Source organism: Xylella fastidiosa (assembly GCF_011801475.1).
In the GTDB taxonomy this organism is placed as follows: domain Bacteria; phylum Pseudomonadota; class Gammaproteobacteria; order Xanthomonadales; family Xanthomonadaceae; genus Xylella; species Xylella fastidiosa.
Genome location: NZ_CP044352.1, coordinates 359,848 through 380,550, shown reverse-complemented (window position 1 = coordinate 380,550; position 20,703 = coordinate 359,848). Strand labels below are relative to the sequence as shown.

The following is a 20,703-nucleotide window of genomic DNA, read 5'->3' as shown; positions in this document are numbered from 1 at the left end:
CTCTGATTTAAAATCCAAAACGGACCACAATGGGATGGTGAATGCTATCGTTAGATTCACCTGCTCCATGCACCGTCACTGCTTCTTTCAAAATGACGATAAATTGATTCAGCGAATAATTATGCAACAGCGGTTGCGGCGCATCGGGGGTGTCCCAGGTGGAACGGGGTAACGCCTTAAGATAGCCTCCTTGATCAGAGGGCATTAATTCGATCGATACCAGTTTGCTCCACACAACCACATAGGGGTTGTCCTCAAAAACCAGTGATCCCCCTCCATCATCCAATTCGACAATAAACTTCGCCCCATTTAAATACAGATAAAAACGGTAATGAATAATACCTTCATAGGCTTGATTTCCAGTGGCCCCCCCCCGTATAAATGGAAGTTACGTTCACGATCCACCGTCCATTGCCTACGCAGACTGATGTCTAAATCCAGATCTTTTTTAAAAGGTAACCCATATTTTTCGATATCTTCGGCACTGGGGATTTCATTGATAAACGGCATAGATGCTCCTTTAAAGTGTGAAATACATAGATGATGTTATTGAGTCAATAAAATACTGCTTACTGCATGCCCCCCTCCCTTGTGATGGTGTGGCGGTGTCACACCCTTGATAAAACACCCGATCATGGTGCTTTATCAAACATATGACACTGCGGTTTGCAGTTGAATACACATCATCGCCATGCAGCAAAACGTCCACATAATAATGACTGCGCAGCAACGCGTTATTTTTGTGGGGATCATTCGGGGTGATATTCAAAAACCTAACAGCCTCGGTGGTATCAATCACCCGGATAGTATCCCCGTTATGCAGCATCCCCTGAATAATCTGAGAGTTATCGAGTCCATTGGCCGTATAACCGCTATATAAAATGGTGATACTGCCGCTGCTATGAATATCGAGCTGATTAATTAAATCCCGCAACTGCTCCTGGGTGGTAATACTGCCCAGTAATGCGTTGGCTTGTTCTGCAGTCAATGACATGTTTATCTTCCTCTGATTTAAAATCCAAAACGGACCACAATGGGATGGTGAATGTGACGGTTAGAATCTCCCGCGCCATGCACAGTCACGGCTTCTTTCAGGATGGCAATGAATTCATTGAGTGAATAATTGTCCAGGAGCGGTTGCGGTGCATCGGGGGTGTCCCAGGCCGTGGGCGGTACTCTCTTCAAGGGACTCACCTGATCATGGGGCCATACCTTGATCGACATCAGTTTGCTCCACTCAACAACAAAAGGATTATCCTTAAACATTGAGGGTTTACGATTACGGTCCACATCTAATTCAACAACAAACTTCGTCCCATTCAAATACAGATAAAAACGGTAATAAAAAATCTCTTCATAAGCCTGATTTGCAGTGGCCCCCCCCGTATAAATGGAAGTTGCGTTCACGATCCACCGTCCATTGACTACGCAGACTGATATCCAAATTCAAATCATTTTTATAAGGTAACATGCCATATTTTTCGATATCTTCTGCGGTGGGAATTTCATTGATAAACGGCATAGACGCTCCTTTAAGGTGTGAAATACATAGATGATGTTATTGAGTAAATAAAACACTGCTTACTGCATGCCCCCTCCCTTGTGATGGTGTGGCGGTGTCACACCCTTGATAAAACACCCGATCATGGTGCTTTATCAAACATATGACACTGCGGTTTGCAGTTGAATACACATCATCGCCATGCAGCAGAACCTCCACATAATAATGACTGCGCAGCAGCGCCTCATTTCTGTTGGGATCACCCGGCTCTATATTCAGAAACTTGGCGGCCTCAGTTGTATCAATCACCCGGATAGTATCCCCGTTATGCAGCATCCCCTGAATAATCTGAGAGTTATCGAGTCCATTGGCCGTATAACCGCTATATAAAACCGTGATACTGCCGCTGCTATGAATATCAAGTTGATTAATTAAATCCCGCAACTGCTCCCTGGTGGTGATGCTGCCCAGTAATGCGTTGGCTTGTTCTACAGTCAATGACATGTTTATCTTCCTCTGATTTAAAATCCAAAATGGACCACAATGGGATGGTGAATGCGACGATTAGAATCTCCCGCGCCATGCACAGTTAATGCCTCTTTCAGAATGGCAATAAATTGATTGAGTGAGCGATTGTCCAAGAGTGGTTGCGGCGCATCTGGGGTGTCCCAGGCCGCGGGCGGTACTCTCTTCAAGGGACTCACCTGATCATGGTGCCATACCTTGATCGACATCAGTTTGCTCCACTCAACTACATAGGGGTTGTCCTTAAACATGGAGGGTATACGATTACGGTCTACATCTAATTCAACAACAAACTTCGTCCCATTTAAATACATATAAAAACGGTAATAAAAAATCTCTTCATAAGCCTGATTTGCAGTGCCCCCCCCGTATAAATGGAAGTTGCGTTCACGATCCACCGTCCATTGACTACGTAGACTGATATCCAAATTTAGTTGCTTTTTATAAGGCAACCCATATTTTTCGATATCTTCGGCACTGGGGATTTCATTAATAAACGGCATAGACGGTCCTTTAAGGTGTGAAATACATAGATGATGTTATTGAGTCAATAAAACACTGCTTACTGCGTGCGCTCCTCCCTTGTGATGGTGTGGCGGTGTCACACCCTTGATAAAACACCCGATCATGGTGCTTTATCAAACATATGACACTGCGGTTTGCAGTTGAATACACATCATCGCCATGCAGCAGAACGTCCACATAATAATGACTGCGCAGCAGCGTGTTATTTTTGTGGGGATCATCCGGATCTATATTCAAAAACTTGGCGGCCTCGGTGGTATCAATCACCCGGATAGTATCCCCGTTATGCAGCATCCCCTGAATAATCTGAGAGTTATCGAGTCCATTGGCCGTATAACCGCTGTATAAAACCGTGATACTGCCGCTGCTATGAATATCAAGTTGATTAATTAAATCCCGCAATTGCTCCTGTGTGGTAATACTGTCCAATAATGCATTTGCTTGTTCTACAGTGAGTGTCATCTCTTTTTCCTTATTCCTTTCATTTAAAATTTAAAACGGACCACAATGGGATGATGAATGTGACGGTTAGCGTCACCTGCACCATGCACAGTCACTGCTTCTTTAAAAATACTGATAAATTCATTGAACGAATAATTATCCAATAAGGGTTGCGGCACATCAGGACTTTCCCAGGCAGAATGGGGTAACTCCTTAAGATACCCCGCCTGATCATGGGGCATGACTTTGATCGACACTGGTTTGCTCCACTCAACCACATAGGGGTTGTCCTTAAACGTGGAGGGTATACGATTACGGTCCACGTCTAATTCAACAACAAACTTCGTCCCATTCAAATACAGATAGAAACAATAATAAATAGCATCTTCATACGCTGGATTTCCTGTAAGCCCCCCCCGTATAAATGGAAGTTGCGTTCACGATCCACCGTCCATTGACTACGCAGACTAATATCCAAATTCAGACCTTTTTTAAAAGGCAACCCATATTTTTCGATATCTTCGGCACTGGGGATTTCATTGATAAACGGCATAGACGGTCCTTTGAGTATTTAAAACATGGGGACAGTAGGTGTCATGGTTAATCAAAGAAGTGCTGCTGTGGGTTATTGGGCAGCGTCTTTGCTCCACAGGAGGTTAAAGCCGCTGTGTCACGGGGTGCTCTGGGGTGTTCTGTATGGTCTTTGCGGTTGGATAGGGCGCTGTTTGGAAGCGTTGAGAAAGTCAATCGCTGGGTCATGCATCATCCCCATGTTTACAGTGCATCAGACATGCTGTCTCTTTAGTTTTTAAAGGACAGGGAGTGGGTGTGATGGATGGTGATCGGGGGGAGGGTGACAGGGCTGGCAGGGATGCGGTGGCCTGTTGGTCTGGGTGTCCTTGGGTTGCATTGGGGCGGCTTCCTTTGCCTTATTTTTTGCGATTTATATCACTTTTTTTTGGCGATGCAAGGGGGGAGCAGGCGCTAGGAGGTGATGGGCGGTATGTTCGCTACGCTAACGTCGCGGTGCAGGTGGATAAGGGGGGCAGTGGCGGACTTGGCCTTGGCCACGGACGACAAAGCGTTCTACTGTGAGTGCGTCTAATCCCATGGGGCCATAGGCATGGAGTCGTGTAGTGGAAATGCCAATCTCTGCGCCCAGTCCGAGGGCGCCACCATCAGAAAAACGCGAGGAGGCGTTGACCATGACGACGGCGGAAGGCAGTTGTTGTACGAAGGTGTCGGCATGTGCGGGGTCGGCGGTGACGATGACTTCGGTGTGATCGGAGCCGTAGCGGCGAATATGTTCAAGTGCGGCATCTAAGTTGGGAACAATACGTATTGCGAGGATTAAGTCGAGATATTCGGCGGCGTAGTCGGCGTCCGTGGCCAGGAGCACATCAGGAAGCAAGGTGCAGGTGGCGTGGTCACCACGCAGTTGGACGCCATAGGGACGTAAGGCAGCGGCGGCGGCAGGGAGGAAGCGTGGGGCGATGTCGGTATGGACGAGTAAGGTTTCCAGGGCGTTGCAGGCGGCGGGACGGGTGGTTTTTCCGTCAATCAGCAGACGTATTGCCATCTCGATGTCGGCTGAGGCATCGACAAACTGATGGCAGACGCCTTTGTAATGTTTAATGACGGGGATGCGTGCATGTTCGGCAACGAAGCGGATAAGGCCTTCGCCGCCACGGGGGATCACCAGGTCAATGAGGTCGCTGAGTTGTAGGAGTTCCAGCATGGTGTGGCGCGCCATGTCTTGGACGAGGATCAGGGCGGTTTCAGGCAGTGAGGCGAGGCGCAAGGCGCGCTGTAGTGCGGTGGCAATGGCGATGTTGGAGCGGATGGCTTCGGAGCCGCCACGCAAGATGATGCCGTTGCCGGCTTTGATGCAGAGTGCGGCAGCATCGGCGGTCACATTGGGTCTTGCTTCATAGATCATGGCAATGACGCCCAGTGGGACGCGGATTTTTTGGATATGGATGCCGTTAGGGCGCCGGTCGTCGCGGGTCACTTGGCCGACGGGGTCCGGCAATGCGGCAATGTCACGTAAGGCATCGGCCATGGCGGCAAGGCGTTGGGGGTCTAGGGCGAGTCTGTCGAGCATGGCGGTGCCAACCTGTTGGGTGCGGGCGGCGTCGAGGTCGGCAGCATTGGCGGCGAGGATGGTTGCGGCATCGGTGTTCAAGGCGGTCGCCATTGTTTCAAGGAGGCGGCGTTTGGCGTCGGTGGATAAGGTCGCCAAGATGCGGGCGGCGTCGCGGCATTGTTGGGCAAGGTGTCGGATGTGGGACATCAGGTAGGGCCGTGGGTGCAAGGGGATGGGTGTTGGCGGGGGGTGTGTTCGCAGTGTGGCACGGGTGGCGCAGGCGCTGAGATGTGGGGAGATGGTGCTGGGGATGGGTGGTTGCTGTGCTGGATGTGCTCAGGGGGTGAGAAGGCAAACGGTGGGTATGTTCTGCAGGCGGGGGGCATCTACGGTTGTAGTAGGCAGGGGGTGCAATGGTATGGGGGGCTGGCTATCGGGAGGTCAGTTGCGGTTCGCTATTTATTTGATGGTGGTGATGGTTGCAAGAGTGGGGGGCGGTCAGAGGAGGACGAGGTCATCACGGTGAACGATTGTGTCGCCATAGGTGTATCCAAGGAGGGTTTGAATATCGCGGGAATGGCAACCGGCAATGCGGCGGACATCGGCGGCTGAGTATTGGACAAGTCCGCGTGCCAGGGGGTGGGAGGGGTGATCTGGGCTGCGGGTGGCTATCTGGATCATATCGCCGCGGCGGAAGTCGCCTTCGGCACTCAAAACGCCGCCCGGAAGTAGGGAAGCGCCTTGTTGTGCCAAGGCAGCGGCGGCACCGGCATCGATGAGGATCGCGCCGGGCTCCACTGGGGCGTGACGCAACCAATATTTACGGGCGGCAATCGGGGTACAGGTGGGATGGATGCGGGTGCCGCGGAGGCGGTGTTGTGCGAGTCCGCGGACAACGTCGCTGCTGCGGCCGTTAAATAGGTAGGTGTCAATGCCAGCGGCGCCGGCTTTAAGTGCTGCTTCAAGTTTGGTACGCATACCGCCGGTGCCAACGGTGCTGCTGCTGTCACCAGCCATGGCAAGGTTTTCAGGGGTCAGGGTGCGGACTTCATGCAGGGGCTGTGCGTCAGAATGGTGGCGTGGGTCGGTGGTGTATAAGCCGTCAATATCGGTGGCGATAAACAGGGCTTGGGCATCAATCAGTGCGGCAACAATGGCTGCCAGGTTGTCGTTGTCGCCTAGTTTGAGTTCATCGACGGAGACGGTGTCGTTTTCGTTGACGACAGGCAAGGTGCCCAGGTGCAGTAGTTCACGCAATGTGGCACGTGCGTTGAGGTAGCGACGGCGGTTGCGGAGGTCGTCGTGGGTCAGGAGGACCTGGGCAACGGGGCGGTCGAAGAAGCGTTGCCACAGTGCGATGAGTTGTGCTTGTCCAAGGGCAGCTAAGGCTTGGCGGGCGGCGAGAGCGCCGCCGGATTCGGGCAGTGGGGGTATCAGGGCACGACCAGCGGCGACAGCGCCAGAGGAGACGATGACGAGTTGGCGTCCGGCGGTGATGTTGGCGGAGACGAAGTGTGCTAAGTCCAAGGCAAAGCGGGGGGAAAGGCCGCCGCCATCGGCGGCGAGGAGGCTGCTACCCACTTTGAGGACGGCGCGGCGCCACGGGGGATGGGTTGTTCGGGGAAGCGGGAGGGGGGAGGGATGCCGGTCATGGGGAGACGGGGTCAGTTGCAGGGATAGATGGGAGGCATGGGCAGTTGCTGTGGGGGGTCAGGGAGGGGATGGGTTGGTGTGTGTGGGGGGGGGTGATGGGAATCGGGGAGGCGGTGGTTCACCGCGGGTCTGGGTCGGAGGTGGGTTGGGTCAAGGTGTGCCAACGGGCACGGAGGGTCTCCAGGCATAAATCAGCGGCAGCGCCGGGGGAGCGGCGTGCGGTGAGGCTGGTTTCTGGGGTGCGGTCTTGGGCGGCGGTGTCAGCGGTTTTGGCGGCCATCTGGTAGGCGTCACGGAAGGGGATGCCGGCGATTGCGGCTTCAATAGCGGCATCGGTGGCATACATACCGGGATCAATGGCGGCACGGAGGGTGTCTGGGCGCCACTGTAGGCGGGACAGGAGTGCGGGTAAGAGTTCTAAGGCGGCCAGGCCGCGGTTGAAGCCGCGGACGATGGCGCCTTTACTGTTCTGAAGGTCGCGGTGGTAGCCGGACGGGAGGGAGAGGAGTTGTTCGATTTCGGTGCGGGCGGCGGCAACGCTGGCATGGGTGGCGCGCATGAGTTCGATGACGTCTGGGTTGCGTTTGTTGGGCATGATGGAGCTGCCGGTGCTGTATTCGGGCGGCAGGGTGATGAATGCAAATTCGCTGGTGGTAAATAGGGAGAGATCCCAGGCGATACGGCGGAGGTCTAAGGTGGCGCTGCCGAGTGCTTCGAGTGCGGCCAGTTCAAATTTGCCGCGAGAAAGTTGGGCGCAGATGGGGTTGACTTGGAGGCGTGCAAAGCCCAGTGCAGTGGTGGTGTGGGGGCGATCCAGGGGGAGGTTGACGCCATAGCCGGCGGCGGTGCCGAGGGGGTTGCAGTCGATCAGGGCGAGGGTATCGGCGGCGCGTAGGGCGTTGTCGATGAAGGATTCAGCCCAGCCTGCCCACCACATGCCGGCCGATGAGACAACGGCGCGCTGCAGGTGGGTGTAGCCAGGCATGGGGAGGTGTTGTTCGGCAGCAGCACGCTGTAATGCATGGTGGGCAATGTCACGGTTCAAGGTGCTCAGTTGGGTGAGTCGGTCTTTCAGCCATAGGCGGGTGGCGACTAGGATTTGGTCGTTGCGGCTGCGGCCGGTGTGAATTTTGCGGCCGGTGTCTCCGAGGCGTTCGGTCAAGCGGGATTCAATGGCGGAGTGGCCGTCTTCGTACTGTGTATCTAGGAGGAAGGTGCCGTTGCGGTATTCGTCGCTGAGGTGTTGCAGTTCTCGGAGGATGTTGTCGAGTTCGTCGGGGGTGAGGAGGCCGATGCGCTGTAATGCTTGGGCATGGGCTGTGCTGGCTGTGATGTCGTAGAGGAAGAATTCGCGGTCCAGAAGGACATCATCGGCTGCCAGGAAGGTTTGGATGCTGGCGTCGATCGCCACGCCGGGTTTGTGCCAAAGCAGGTTTGGCATGGTGGTGGTGTCCATTGGGGAGGCCGGGGTGGTCATTATGGAATGGGTGATGGGACAGGGTTAGGTTGGTAGGGAATGGCGGTCAGTTCGTCCAGGCCAAGTGCGCGGTTGAGGTTCTGTAGGGCTTGGGTGGCGGCGCCTTTGAGGAGGTTATCCAAGGTGGCGACGATCACAACGCGTTTGTTGCCCGGTGCCATGGTGAAGGCGCCGATCTGTACGGTATGGCGGGCGGCAATCTGGTTAACCCAGGGGGGTGGGTCGATGATGTCGATCAGTGGGTCGTTGGCATAACGGGTTGCGTAGAGGGTCTTGATGTGTTCCCGGGTCAGGGGGCGTTGTAACCAGAGGTTGGCGGTGAGGGTGATGCCGCGAAAGTGGGGGGCGACATGGGGCATGAATTCGACGGGGATACCAAGTTGGGCGCTAACTTCACGTTCATGCAGGTGGTCGGTGAGTGCGTATGGCATGAGGTTGTCACGCAGTAGGGCTTGGTTGTTTTTGTCTGAGGGGGTGGTGCCAGCACCGGAGTAGCCGGAGACGCCAAAGCACTGTGGGGGGCCAGCCAGTTGGTCGCGAAGGGGGGCGATGGCTAGTTGCATTGCGGTGGCGTAGCAGCCTGGGTTGCTGATGCGTTTCTGTCCGGTGTAGGTGTGTCGGGTCAGTTCGGGGAGGCCGTAGTACCAGTCTGGGTCAAAGCGGGTATCTGCGGATAGGTCGATGATGAGGGTGGGGGGTGCGGTGGCATCAATGGCGTGTACGTAAGGGGCGGCGTTGCCATTGGGTAGGGCGAGGATGACGACATCTGCACGTTTGGCAGCAACGGCAGCTGGGTCGAGGGTTTCAAAACGCAGATCACCGCAGTAGGTGGGGTTGTGTGCGGCAACGGGCTGGCCATGGTATTCACGCGAGGAAACAAAGATGAGTTCAATCGCGGGGTGGGCAGTCAGGAGGGTGATCAATGCGGCGCCGGTGTAGCCGCGGGCACCAACAATGCCAAGGGTGAAGGTGGCAGTGCTCATCTTCAATCGATCAGGGTTGGGGGATGTTGGGTGCAGTGGGCGACGCATTGTTGGATCTGTTGGAAGTGATGTAGGCCATTCCAAAAGATTTTCCAGTGGTCTTGTTTGTAGTAGCCATCGGATTCGGCGTAGTAAAAAGCATTGGCTTGGTTGTTGTGGCGGGAACGCCAGAAGAGTTGGGGTGTTTCTTCGCGCATGATGCTCCAGACGGCACGGCCGAGGCCTTCTCCCTGTGCGTCGTCCAATACGGCGAATTTATCTAGGTATGGGACGTTACCCAGCTTGGTCAGGATCACGGCAGCGCGGTAGTTTTCGCTGACATAGGCGCGCAGTAAGGGGGTGGTTTCGAAGTAATGGGGGATCAGGGTACGCCTGAAGCTGGATTGGATGAGGTGTTGGAGGCGCGGGAGGTCTAGGTCTTTCCATGTGGTGGCGCGGATGACTCGTTCGCCACGGCGTATCAGGGTGCCGGAGCCTTTGTGGGTAAACAGTTCTTTGGCAAGGTCGGCGGGGCGGGTGATGGAGACTGAGGATTCTAGGGGCAGTCGGTCCAGGAGGTGTTTGATCTGTTCGATCTTGAGTTTCATGCCGCCATAGACCCAGGGCTGCTGGATGAGTTGTTCGTATTCGGTGGATAGGTTGATTGAGTTAATGATTTTTCCATCGGCATCAAGTAAGCCGCCCGTGCCGGTGAGAAAGATGATTTTGTAGGGCTGGAGGACGTGTACGAGTTCATTGGCGGCAACATCGGCATTGATGTTGAGAATTTGGCCGCTGGGAGTTTCGCCGAGGCTGGCAATGACGGGAATAGAGGCGGCACGCAAGCTGGCCTCAATCGGTGCGATGTTGACGGCGGAGATTCCGCCCACAAGGCCGTAGGTTTCTTGGTCAAGGTAGTGTGCTTCAAATACTCCGCCGGTGATGGAGGTGGCGCGGGCGCCGTTGCGCTGTAATGCTTCGATGAGTTGGAGGTTGGTGGCATGAAACACTTTGCGGACGATGGCCATTGTCTCTGGCAAGGTGACACGGAAGCCGTTGACGGTCTTTTTTTGAATGCCGACAGCAGTGAGTTCTTCATCCAATTGGGGACCGGCGCCGTGCAGGACAATCGGGGTGAGTCCCACCTCTTGGAGGAATGAGAGGGAGGAGGTCAGTGCGTCCACATCATCGCGCAGTACGGCGCCGCCAACTTTGACGACAGCAAAGCGTTTTGCATCCAATTGGGAGAATCGCTTGAGGTATTGGCTAATTTCCTTGGCGCTCGCCATGCTTGACAGCAGGCGGATGATGATCTGTCGAGTCTGTAGGTTGGCGTGCATTGGATTGGCGGTGGTTGGGGGACGGACGCGCCCGGGAGGACCAAATAATTAGCGATGCCGGAGGTTAGGTGGCATTGATGATGCGGTAAACGGATTCGGCGTAGCGTTGCAATTGTTGGAGGGTGACGAATTCATCTGCGGTGTGGGCTTGGGCAATGTCGCCCGGTCCGTAAACGAGAGCAGTGTAGCCGCAGGCGGAAAAGAGTGAGGCTTCTGTCCAAAAGTCCACGGCGTTACCAATCGGCAAGTGCAATGCATCCGCGATATCACGGGCGGAGAGGCGACGGATTTCGGCAGTAGCAATGCCACCCCAGGGTAAGCTTGGGCCGCGGAATGTTTCTTCAAAGGAGGCGGGCGCCGGTACGGCCAATGCGGCCAATGCGGCCAGGAGTTGATCCACATCCATTGATGGGAGGGGGCGGAGGCCAAAGCGTAGTTCGGCGGTCGGTGCGATGATGTTGGCTTTGATGCCTCCTTCGAGGCGTCCGATGTTGAAACGCAGTCCGGTCAGTCCGCCGAAGCGGGTATGTGCCAATGATGCGGTGTAATCAAGGGCACGGACGCCCCAGCGCATCGCTTGGTGGAGGGCACTGGCCTGGGGTTGTTGTTCGGCGGAGGCATGACCGGCGCGGCCGGTGAATTTCATCAGGACGGCGCTGATGCCACGATGGGCTAGCACAGCTTGACTCATGGTCGGTTCGGCCACTAAGACGGCGTGATACGGGATATTGCGTTTTAGGAAGGCGGCAACGCCGCGCGGGTCGTTGGCTTCTTCGTCAGAGGTGAATAGGAGGGCAGCGGGGCCATCAGTGGCTTGGACGGCGGCCAATAGGGCGGCGGCAGCGCCTTTGATGTCGCAGACACCTAATCCGATGACGCGATCCACGGCACGGCGCATCACATGTGGGTCAGCGCTCCATGCGGGGGAGTCGGGGACGGTATCTAGGTGGACGTTGAATAGGACGTTGGGGGTGCCGCGCACTGCATAGAGGCTGACGGCACCGGCGCCATGATCGGTCATTTCAATCTGGAAGCCCGGGAGGTGGGCTTTCACATAGGAGAAAATGCCGTCGGTCGTGATGGAACGGGGGGGTTGCGGGTATCGAAGGATACCAGTTGCTCAAGGTGATCCAGGGTGGAGTCGAGCAACGCGCTCATGCGTCAACCTTCATCATGATGTGTGGCAATGGGCGCAGTGGGAGGGCGTGGTTTGAAAAGACAATGACGGTCATGAGCGCAGGGAACGATTTACATGAGCGTATAGGGTGGAGCTCATGCCAAAGAGTTTGATAAATCCTTCGGCTTCTTCAATACCCCAGTCAGCGGTTTGGGCGTAGGTGACGCCTTTGCTAGTGAGGATGTGCGGTGAGCGTACTGCGACGGCATCGACTCGACCACCTCGGGTTTCAAGGACGATTTCACCATTCACGTTGGCTTGGGAGGATTTTAAGAAGGTCTCTAGGTCGGTCTTCAAGGGGTCATGGAAAAATCCTTCGTACACCAGTTCAACCCATTTACGGGCTATGTGGGGTTTGAAGCGGTTCTGTTGTTTGGTCAACACGGCGTCTTCCAGGGCACGGTGGGCGGTCAGCAGTGCGGTGAGTCCAGGGGCTTCGTATACGATGCGGCCTTTTAGGCCAATGACGGTATCGCCGGTGTAAATACCGCGCCCCACGCCATAGGAGGCGAAGAGTTTGTTGAGTTTCATCAGAATCTGAGGGCCGGAAAGGGGTTTTCCATCTACGGCGACGGCTTCGCCTTCAACAAATTTGATAGCCACCGTGAGGGGGTCGGTGGGCCAGGCGCTGCGCGGGGCGCACCAGCCACGGGCACCTTCTCCCGGGGCTTCCCATTTGTCGATCTCGCCACCAGACAGGGTGATGCCCAGGAGGTTTTCATTGATGGTGTAGTTTTTCTGTTTGGCACGGACGCCAAAGCCGCGTTCTTCTAAGTATTTTTGTTCGTACAGACGGGTCTGGGTGTGCTCTTTCTGGATTTCCCGAATCGGGGCAATGATGGTGTAGTCGCCCTGTGCTTTGATCGCCAGGTCGAAGCGGACTTGGTCGTTGCCCATGCCAGTACACCCATGGGCAACGGCGCAGGTGCCCAGTGCATCGGCACGCTGTAGTACGGCATCCACAATTAAATAGCGATCAGAAACAAGTAAGGGGTACTGGCCTTGGTAGGCTTCGCCAGCCCAGACAAGCTGTTTTACGAAACCATCCCAGATGGCAGGGCCGCCATCCACGGTGAGGTGGCTAGCTACGCCTAATTCGGCAGCACGTTTTTCAATGAAGTCGCGCTCATCTTCGTCAACACCGCCGGTGTCGGCAAATACGGTGTGTACGGCATAGCCCTGTTCTTTCAGGTAGGGGATGCAAAAGCTGGTGTCGAGTCCACCGGAGAAGGCCAAGACAATGTTTTTATTACTCATGGGGGAAGTTCCAAAAAAATATAGCGTGAATTATTGGGAAGCAAGTGCGGCCATGATGGCCTTTTGTACATGCAGGCGGTTACCAGCTTCATGGATGGCAATGCAGTTAGATCCATCCATCACTGCATCGGTCGCCTTGACGTTACGGCGCAGTGGTAAGCAATGCGAGAAGACGGCGTTGTTGGTCAACGCCATTTTGGCTTCGTCAACGATAAAGTGTCTGTATTGGTCGCGTATCGGTTTTTCCATGGCCCAGTTGCCAAAGAACGGGAGTGCGCCCCAACTCTTGGCGTAGATCACATCAGCACCACGGTAGGCGTTGTCGATGTCGTGGCTCACTTGAAAGGTGCTGCCAGTGTCTGCAATGTTCTGCCGCGCCCAATCAATGTAACGCTCATCAAGGACGTAATCGGGGGTTGGGCACAGTAAGGTGACATCCATGCCCAAGCGAGTCGCGATGGTCAGTGCGGAATTGGCCACGGCGGTATTCAAGGGTTTGGGGTGATAGGTCCAGGTCAATACGTACTTTTTGCCGCGCAAGTCTGTGGTGCCAAAGTGCTCCTGCAAGGCCATGATATGTGCCAGTTCCTGGCAGGGATGGGTGATTGTCTCCATGTTGATCACCGGCACTGGGGAATATTTGGCAAAGCTGTTGAGTACGATGTCCTGGCGGTCGTAAGTCCAGTCTAAAAATTTCGGGAACGCACGCACGCCGATGAGGTCAACGTAGTGACCCAGGACTCTGGCAACTTCGCAGATGTGTTCTTCGGTCTCTGCTTCCATCACGGTGCCGGTATCGAACTCAATCGGCCAGGCATCTTTGCCAGGCTGTAAAACGATGGCGTGACCGCCCAACTGAAATGCTCCCAGTTCAAAGCTGCTGCGGGTACGCATGGATGGGTTGAAAAATACTAAGGCGATGGACTTGCCCTTCAGGGCGTTCCCCAGTTTGTTGTGCTTGAACGCGCGTGCTTGGGTCAGCAGTGCATTAAGTTCAGAGCAAGTCCAGTCCTGGGTATTCAAAAAGTGTTTCAAGGCCATCGTTCGATCCTTTTCAATATGAAGTGTTGCCGCAAAATAAAGCTAGGGGACACACACACAGAATGCGTCGTATTTTTAATCACTTAAATTGTGGCAAACATGAAAAAGAAAAAACCCAGCTTCGCTGGCCAGGATTTTTTAAAGGGAATGAAAAAACGCTCCGCAAATCACCTATGCATTCCTATGCATTGAAGAATGCTGACCTGTAACCAATGGACACGAAAGGTCAAACTGGAATACAAGCGGGCACGGATGAAGGCGCCATAGTGACGTTCATTTGTATAGGGGGCAGCAATGGTGCCATGCACGGGGTGCCAGTGCAACTCCAACGAGGACGATGCATCAGCAGGCTCAGGGCTACTGCTGTGTCGCACCATGCATGGGAAACAGTGCATTGGTTTCAACGGGGCGGGGGGAAGTTGTGTTCGGAGAGGTAAGGTGTCACCAGGACACGCACCGGTAAGCGGTTACCTGGATCCTCAGGCAGTCGCGAACGATATTTGGTGCCCTTGTAAATGTAGTCAACGTCATAGGCAATCGGACGGCGAAATTGACGCGGCACCTCAACGATACGGCAGTTACGCTGGGAATTGGTTGAAGCGCCAGGCAGTGCTTGTTCTGTGCGGTGATTGGAAAAAAAACCTTTTACCAACTCCATGACCCGCGAGATTTTGCGATGTTTGTCATGACCCGGGTCCAATTCGGGGGCAACCTCAGTAAGTGGCAAGGGATCGCACTGTTCCTCAACATGGCTGGCATGCCAAGTCTGATAGACAGGCGCGACCTTCATCACCTGGGCGTAATCAAATTTGACGTTGCCGACGATCCCCACATTTTTCAGATCAGCCTTCCGTGGATGGGCTGCCCAAGAAGGCATCACAAAAGACGCCAATACGCAGCATGTGAAAAATAACGATGGAAGGCGCATCAATCCCATTCAAGCATGTATTCAGCGGAACGTAGTGTAGAGACGGAATCTGTCAAGGGGCTGAACATACCCCTTCTGGCAGCCAATCACAGTCTCAAGTATGAACCAAAGCATCAAGATACGGTCTCAGGCGCTAGAATCCGAGATTGCTCCTAGGATGGTCTGTGATGAGCCTGCACCTTTACAACACCCTTCACCGGAGAGTCGAGCCGTTCGAACCGCTGGACCCTGCCTGCCCAACTATGTATGTATGCGGTCCGACCGTCTACAACTATGTGCATATCGGCAACGCCCGCGGTCCAGTCGTGTTTGGGGTGTTGGCCGCGCTGCTGCGGCGGCGGTATGGGGCGCTGCGCTACGCACGCAACATCACTGACGTGGATGACAAGATCAACACTGCTGCGCAGGAGCAGGGTGTTCCCATCTCGGCCATTACTGAACGCTTTTGCGCTGCTTACCGTGAGGATATGAAAAAACTCGGTGTGGAGCCGCCTGATATCGAGCCGGAAGCCACTGCGCATATGCCACAGATCATCGCGATGATCGAACAGCTGATCGAACGCCAGCATGCATATGTCGCGATGGAGCATGTGCTGTTCGCGGTGAACAGCTTTGCCGATTATGGGCAACTGTCGCGCAGGGATACGGAAGAAATGTTGGCCGGTGCTCGAGTCGAGATCGCTCCATACAAGCGTGACCCAAGCGATTTCGTGCTGTGGAAACCTTCCAGCGATCAGCTTCCTGGCTGGGACTCGCCCTGGGGGCGCGGCCGCCCCGGCTGGCATATTGAGTGCTCCGCAATGGCCGCTGCGCATCTGGGGGAGACGATTGATATCCACGCTGGCGGAATCGATCTGCAATTCCCGCATCATGAAAATGAAATCGCACAAAGTCGCTGCGCACACGGCAGCAGTACGTTCGCACGGGTCTGGATGCACAACGGGATGCTCAATTTTGAAGGTGCCAAAATGAGCAAATCGCTGGGCAATATCGAGACCGTGCATGAGTTGGTGGCAAAGCATCCTCCCGAAGCACTACGTTACGCGCTGCTTTCGGCACATTATCGGAAACCGCTGGACTGGTCAGAGGCACTCATCGCACAGTCGGTACGCACTCTAAACCGGCTGTATGGGACGCTGCGCGATTTGGCGGCGTATCCGGCACGCGCCATCATCCCAGGGAATATCGAAGCAGCGTTGGATGACGATCTCAACACGCCGCAGGCGCTGGCCGAGTTGGCGACACTGGCAAACGAGGCACGCATCCAATTGGCTGACACCACACATCACGCAGCAGCCGAGGTCACTACCGCGCTCACCCGGCTGAAAGCCAAGTTGCTTGGCGCCGGACTGGCTCTTGGTCTGCTGCAGCAAACGCCGGAGGCATGGTTCAGCCAAGGTACCAACGAGAGCGATGAAACGCATATCCAGGCGCTGATTGATGCACGCGGTGCCGCCAAGCAGGCGCGGGATTTTGTACGTGCCGACGCAATCCGTGCACAACTCGCCGCAGAGGGTATTGTGCTTGAGGATACACCGCAGGGGGTACGCTGGATGAAGCAGCACACGTAAAGGTGTGGATCTGACTATCTACGGCAATCACGCTGATACACTCGCCCTACCGTCACCGTACACGGAGTCATCCTGTTCAAGACCATGACCGATGATCCATTTCCACTGGAATCCACCGCGGCAGCGGCGCAAGCAGCCATTGCCGAGGAATTTTCCTTCTTCGGCAACTGGTCGGAACGCTATCAGTATCTGATCGACTTGGGACGCAAGCTCCCAGTATTTCCCGAGAGTTGGAAAACGGAGGAGCACCGTCTGCACGGCTGCCAGTCCATGGTCTGGATTGTGTCTGAAGGCAATAGCGATGATCTCAAGTTCTATGGTGCCAGTGATTCAGCCATTGTCTCCGGTCTGATCTATCTAGCGTTGCGCGTTTACTCCGGACGCAGTGCCGCCGAAATACTAAAGACTTCCCCCAGTTACATCACCGATATCGGCCTCGCCAAACACCTGTCGCCAACACGTAATAATGGTTTGGCAGCAATGCTCGACTTGATTCGCAATACAGCGCAAGCACTTACCGCATGAGCACATCCCCTTCCTCCAACGCAACGCTGCGCACGCTGCTATGCCGTCCTGGTTTCACGGCGGTGCTGGCCTATCGCATCGCTGCAACGCTGTCTTACCAAATCGTGTCCGTGACGATCGGCTGGCATATTTACGAGATCACGCGTAACCCACTTTTACTCGGTCTGGTCGCTCTGGCTGAGATTCTTCCGTTTTTCTGCATCGCTCCATTCGCTGGTTATTTGGTCGACCATCTACCACGGCGTCGGCTGGGAATGTTCGCAAGTCTCGGCTTGGCAATGACTCCAACAATTTTACTGATAGCCGCATTCAACACGGCACCAGTAACGGCACCAGTACAGACTACTTGGCCAATCTACGTTGCGGCCAGTTTGAGTGGCATGGTGCGTTCTTTCATCGTCCCGGTGTACAACGCGCTGTTTGCACGTGTGCTGCCACGAGAAGACTATGCACGTGGTGCTGGACTTGGCACTGTAGCATTCCAGGCTAGTTTGGTGCTCAGTTCCATGCTGGGAGGCATCTTGATCGCTTTGGGCGGCAAAGAACTAGCTTATGCTGCCGGAGTGGTCGCAGCCATCATCGCGCTGCTTGCACTGGCATTGCTGCGGGTTGAAGAACCCGCAGTCGATAAACCACGTGCCCCAGTATTGGGCAGCATCGCCGAGGGCGTGCGCTTTGTGTTCTCCAATCAGATCATGCTTGGTGCGATGGCACTGGACATGTTCTCCGTGCTGTTGGGGGGTGCCGTGTCGATGCTGCCGGCGTTCATCCAGGATATTTTTCACTATGGTCCGGAGGGTCTGGGCATTTTGCGTGGCACGCCGGCGCTGGGTTCAGTACTGGCGGGGCTATGGCTGGCAAGGTATCCGCTACAACGTCACGCAGGACGCACCTTATTGCTGGCAGTCGCCGGATTCGGGATATGTACGATCGCGTTCGGTCTGTCCCAACACTTTTGGGTGTCAGCGGGGATACTTCTGGTTTATGGGGCATGCGACGGGATTTCTGTCGTCTCGCGCGCGTCAATCCTGCAATTGGTCACACCAGATGAGATGCGCGGTCGGGTCTCGTCAATCAATAGCATCTTCATTGGTTCGTCTAATGAGCTGGGCGCATTCTATGACGGAGTCATGGCACGTTTTATCGGCCTGGTACACGCTGTGGTTCTGGGCGGCTTTATGACATTGGTTGTCGTTGGCATCACGGCACTGAAGGCACCGCGGTTACGCCGGTTGGATCTACGCGATCTGTAACAAGCTAATGAGTGGCATGGTCGATGTTCTGCCCTTTTGTGCCAGCACTGATCGGGCAGTTGGTCGATATCCGGGGAGGCGGCAGAGTGGGCGGTGATGTTGATGACGTTCGACAGACGGGTTCTCTGTACGTATGACGCATTAGCTAAGAAAGCAAGCAGCGATTCCTAGACACCCAGTGCTAGTATTCCCAAGCATGTTCACAGTCTGGGATGGTGGGAGCGAAGCGTAGGCCACCGTGAGTAGCAATGAAGCGACAGGTGGCCATGAACACCTGGGGAGCGGCATTGGAACGCAATGGCGAGGCGATCACGTGGTCACCTGCCTGCGCAAATGCCAGTAGCTGACGCTGTGCTGGCGGCGTCCCCAATTGGGTAAACATCGTACGTATGGCATCAACCGAGACGACCGTATCCTGATGGTGCGCATCGCGGTAGTAGTAACCGACAAACACAGGTACCCGTATCTGTGCATACATGGACGGCACCATCCCACCACGGCTCAATGCATACAAGGCACGATAGCCATCCAGATGCGCCCCGCCAGCCCAGTAGGGGCTTTTAGCCGAGGAGCGCATCACTGGGTCACCGCTGTTTTTAACCCAGAGCACGAATTGGCTACCCCAAGGCCATCCAAATACACGCAAGCGTTCATCACGCTCACGCACCAACGGGGACCACAACACCAGTGTCTGGACTTGCGCTGGGTCAGCAGCCACAACCTGGGTAGCCAGTGCCCCCCCCATGGAGGTACCAATCACTACAACGCGCTCGCCCAGCACACGGGCCACGGCAACGGCTTCAGCAGCAGCCTGACGCAGTTGTACGGCATCAATACCACGGAGTGCATCCATCGCCTGTAGGCCGTGCCCTGGGAACCGGGGCAAATATAAATTACAGCCAAATGCTCGGGCCAACTTAACATGAAGGGGAGCACCTTCCCCCTGACTTGCGGTGAAGCCATGCAGATAAACCATCGCACAACCGGCACGCGCCGGATGCAACGGATCAGCCCAGACAATATGCGCCTGTGTGTCCGAGCGGAGCTGACCCGCTGCATCTTCACGTTGCACCAACCATTGGGTCAGCGTGTTGGGATGATTCGGAACACTCACCGGAACAATCGGTGGCAAGGCGGTAGAAGTACGCGGGCCGAGTACGAACACTAACCCGAAGAAAGCCAGGATCCCCAACAACCATGACCACGACCGTCTGCTGGACTTAGTCATAACACACGACCTTCGGTGGAATAACAATTATGTTAAGACGAAAGAACGCACATTCCTGAAGAATGTGGCAACACCGGAAGCAAGAGGAATAGCCGCGCGCTGAACCAAATGTAGTGATTGATGTCATAACGCGTGGCAAACCAGACACTGGAAACAAGCTGTGTTTAATCGCCCTGCTGCTTTTGTAGGTGTTCCCAACGCTCTTGGGCATCAATCGTACGCTCGGCAGTGAGACGCGCATCAAGCCGCTCCAAGCCGATCTCCTCGCCGGTATCCACACAGTAGCCGTAATCGTTAATTTCCAAGCGATTGAGGGTGCTATCAATCTTAGCAATTAACTTACGGTAACGATCACGGGTACGCAGTTCCAACGAATTCTCGGTTTCACGGGTCGCACGCTCGGCTTCATCACCAATATCACGTACTTCATCGCGAAGATTTTCGATGGTCTGCTTAGACTCTTCGACAAGATCCTTACGCCATTGCTCTAAACGCTGGCGGAAATACTCCTGATGCAGCGGGTTCATATACTCCTCTTCTGAGGAGGGCTTGTAACCCAAAGGCAATATGGGACGACCGGTCGCCTCATCGACATTGTATTTAACGACTTTATATTTCGTCTTGGATACGCGAGGCAGGGTTTCACCAGTCACTGCAACAGCCACCTTCCCTGCCGGACGCGAGGCACTCGGTTTTCTGGAAGAATCAAACTTAGCAGGCGTCTTCGCTGAAGATTTCGAAATAAGCGCATGATTGGCCGCAGACGTAGACTTGGGATCCATCGGAATTATCGCGACCGCAGGAACAACGTTATTGTCGATCGGAACGGACTCTGCCGTCATGGGTTTACTTGCCGACTTGAGCACAGATTTGGCGACCTTATTTGTAAGATGGCCAGACAAAAGCTTGACCTGAGCATCTTTATTGGCAACAGTCTTATTCACAGGCGCTTTCTTGGTAGTGGCCGGTCGTTTCTTCCCGGCAGACGGAGAGGGACTCTTGGCAGGTAGTTCCTTATCAGCAGCAACAGCCGCATTCTTGCCAATGGGCTTGGCAGTGTTGGAAACAACCGGAACAATCTTCTTTACAATTTTTTTAGCAGCCACAAAACACGCTTCCTTGACTCCCTGGTATCTGGGAAAGCGGCTTTTTATAGCCTACCTTCCCTAACCAATCAACCACGTGTTCATTAAATCACGTGCACAAAGTCATC

17 protein-coding genes and 5 pseudogenes are annotated in these 20,703 nt (G+C 54.7%); 4 read left to right on the top strand and 18 right to left on the bottom strand.

What is annotated here, in order from left to right; all coding sequences use genetic code 11:
- Positions 1-7: 7 nt before the first annotated feature.
- The 15 genes and pseudogenes from F7G16_RS01590 to F7G16_RS01520 form a co-directional block, all read right to left on the bottom strand.
- Positions 8-510, bottom strand: a pseudogene (locus F7G16_RS01590) (hypothetical protein).
- Between the two features lie 10 nt (positions 511-520).
- Entirely contained in the window at positions 521-994 is a 474-nt protein-coding gene (locus tag F7G16_RS01585) for a hypothetical protein (RefSeq protein ID WP_004087881.1), read from the bottom strand.
- A gap of 17 nt (positions 995-1,011) precedes the next feature.
- A pseudogene (locus F7G16_RS01580) lies at positions 1,012-1,522 on the bottom strand (hypothetical protein).
- A gap of 10 nt (positions 1,523-1,532) precedes the next feature.
- A pseudogene (locus tag F7G16_RS01575) lies at positions 1,533-2,005 on the bottom strand (RTX toxin).
- Positions 2,006-2,022: 17 nt separating this feature from the next.
- Positions 2,023-2,529 (bottom strand): hypothetical protein, encoded by a 507-nt coding sequence (locus F7G16_RS01570; protein ID WP_038232768.1) that lies wholly within the window; start codon positions 2,527-2,529, stop codon positions 2,023-2,025.
- A 10-nt stretch (positions 2,530-2,539) separates the two neighbouring features.
- Positions 2,540-3,013: a hypothetical protein gene (locus F7G16_RS01565; protein ID WP_004087885.1), complete on the bottom strand. Its 474-nt coding sequence runs from the start codon at positions 3,011-3,013 to the stop codon at positions 2,540-2,542.
- Positions 3,014-3,036: 23 nt separating this feature from the next.
- A pseudogene (locus tag F7G16_RS01560) lies at positions 3,037-3,545 on the bottom strand (hypothetical protein).
- A 462-nt stretch (positions 3,546-4,007) separates the two neighbouring features.
- The gene (locus tag F7G16_RS01555; RefSeq protein WP_004087888.1) at positions 4,008-5,285 is read right to left on the bottom strand and encodes a glutamate-5-semialdehyde dehydrogenase; all 1,278 of its coding nucleotides are present in this window, start codon (positions 5,283-5,285) and stop codon (positions 4,008-4,010) included.
- A 291-nt stretch (positions 5,286-5,576) separates the two neighbouring features.
- On the bottom strand, positions 5,577-6,746 hold the full coding sequence (gene proB / locus F7G16_RS01550; RefSeq protein ID WP_167405123.1) for a glutamate 5-kinase: 1,170 nt from the start codon (positions 6,744-6,746) through the stop codon (positions 5,577-5,579).
- Positions 6,747-6,849: 103 nt separating this feature from the next.
- Positions 6,850-8,172: an argininosuccinate lyase gene (gene argH / locus F7G16_RS01545; protein WP_004087890.1), complete on the bottom strand. Its 1,323-nt coding sequence runs from the start codon at positions 8,170-8,172 to the stop codon at positions 6,850-6,852.
- 35 nt (positions 8,173-8,207) lie between these two features.
- Positions 8,208-9,191: an N-acetyl-gamma-glutamyl-phosphate reductase gene (argC, locus tag F7G16_RS01540; protein ID WP_011097577.1), complete on the bottom strand. Its 984-nt coding sequence runs from the start codon at positions 9,189-9,191 to the stop codon at positions 8,208-8,210.
- Positions 9,192-9,193: 2 nt separating this feature from the next.
- Complete coding sequence (locus F7G16_RS01535; RefSeq protein ID WP_004087892.1) at positions 9,194-10,510, bottom strand: acetylglutamate kinase; 1,317 nt, start codon at positions 10,508-10,510, stop codon at positions 9,194-9,196.
- A 64-nt stretch (positions 10,511-10,574) separates the two neighbouring features.
- Positions 10,575-11,668 (bottom strand): annotated as a pseudogene (locus F7G16_RS01530) (acetylornithine deacetylase).
- A 70-nt stretch (positions 11,669-11,738) separates the two neighbouring features.
- Positions 11,739-12,944 carry an argininosuccinate synthase gene (locus tag F7G16_RS01525; RefSeq protein ID WP_011097576.1) on the bottom strand — a complete coding sequence of 402 codons (1,206 nt, stop codon included), beginning with the start codon at positions 12,942-12,944 and terminating at the stop codon, positions 11,739-11,741.
- A 30-nt stretch (positions 12,945-12,974) separates the two neighbouring features.
- A complete protein-coding gene (locus tag F7G16_RS01520; protein WP_004087894.1) occupies positions 12,975-13,985 on the bottom strand; it encodes an N-acetylornithine carbamoyltransferase in 1,011 nt (336 codons plus the stop codon).
- Between the two features lie 62 nt (positions 13,986-14,047).
- Between F7G16_RS01520 and F7G16_RS01515 the strand changes: the two genes are divergently transcribed.
- The gene (locus tag F7G16_RS01515) at positions 14,048-14,194 is read left to right on the top strand and encodes a hypothetical protein (protein WP_162179007.1); all 147 of its coding nucleotides are present in this window, start codon (positions 14,048-14,050) and stop codon (positions 14,192-14,194) included.
- Between the two features lie 191 nt (positions 14,195-14,385).
- Here F7G16_RS01515 and F7G16_RS01505 read toward each other — a convergent pair whose 3' ends face one another.
- Entirely contained in the window at positions 14,386-14,922 is a 537-nt protein-coding gene (locus F7G16_RS01505) for a hypothetical protein (protein WP_014607601.1), read from the bottom strand.
- 158 nt (positions 14,923-15,080) lie between these two features.
- Here F7G16_RS01505 and cysS point away from each other — a divergent pair, with 158 nt between their 5' ends.
- The 3 genes from cysS to F7G16_RS01490 all read left to right on the top strand — a co-directional run bounded on the left by cysS (position 15,081) and on the right by F7G16_RS01490 (position 18,262).
- On the top strand, positions 15,081-16,484 hold the full coding sequence (gene cysS, locus F7G16_RS01500) for a cysteine--tRNA ligase (RefSeq protein ID WP_004087897.1): 1,404 nt from the start codon (positions 15,081-15,083) through the stop codon (positions 16,482-16,484).
- 84 nt (positions 16,485-16,568) lie between these two features.
- On the top strand, positions 16,569-17,009 hold the full coding sequence (locus F7G16_RS01495) for a SufE family protein (RefSeq protein WP_004087898.1): 441 nt from the start codon (positions 16,569-16,571) through the stop codon (positions 17,007-17,009).
- The gene (locus tag F7G16_RS01490) at positions 17,006-18,262 is read left to right on the top strand and encodes an MFS transporter (RefSeq protein ID WP_038232764.1); all 1,257 of its coding nucleotides are present in this window, start codon (positions 17,006-17,008) and stop codon (positions 18,260-18,262) included. The genes F7G16_RS01495 and F7G16_RS01490 overlap by 4 nt, the downstream gene beginning before the upstream one ends.
- A gap of 181 nt (positions 18,263-18,443) precedes the next feature.
- Here the strand turns inward: F7G16_RS01490 and F7G16_RS01485 are convergent, their stop codons facing one another.
- Both F7G16_RS01485 and dksA read right to left on the bottom strand, forming a co-directional pair.
- Positions 18,444-19,490 carry an alpha/beta hydrolase gene (locus F7G16_RS01485; protein ID WP_004087900.1) on the bottom strand — a complete coding sequence of 349 codons (1,047 nt, stop codon included), beginning with the start codon at positions 19,488-19,490 and terminating at the stop codon, positions 18,444-18,446.
- Between the two features lie 164 nt (positions 19,491-19,654).
- Complete coding sequence (gene dksA / locus F7G16_RS01480; protein ID WP_004087902.1) at positions 19,655-20,596, bottom strand: RNA polymerase-binding protein DksA; 942 nt, start codon at positions 20,594-20,596, stop codon at positions 19,655-19,657.
- Between the last annotated feature and the right edge of the window lie 107 nt (positions 20,597-20,703).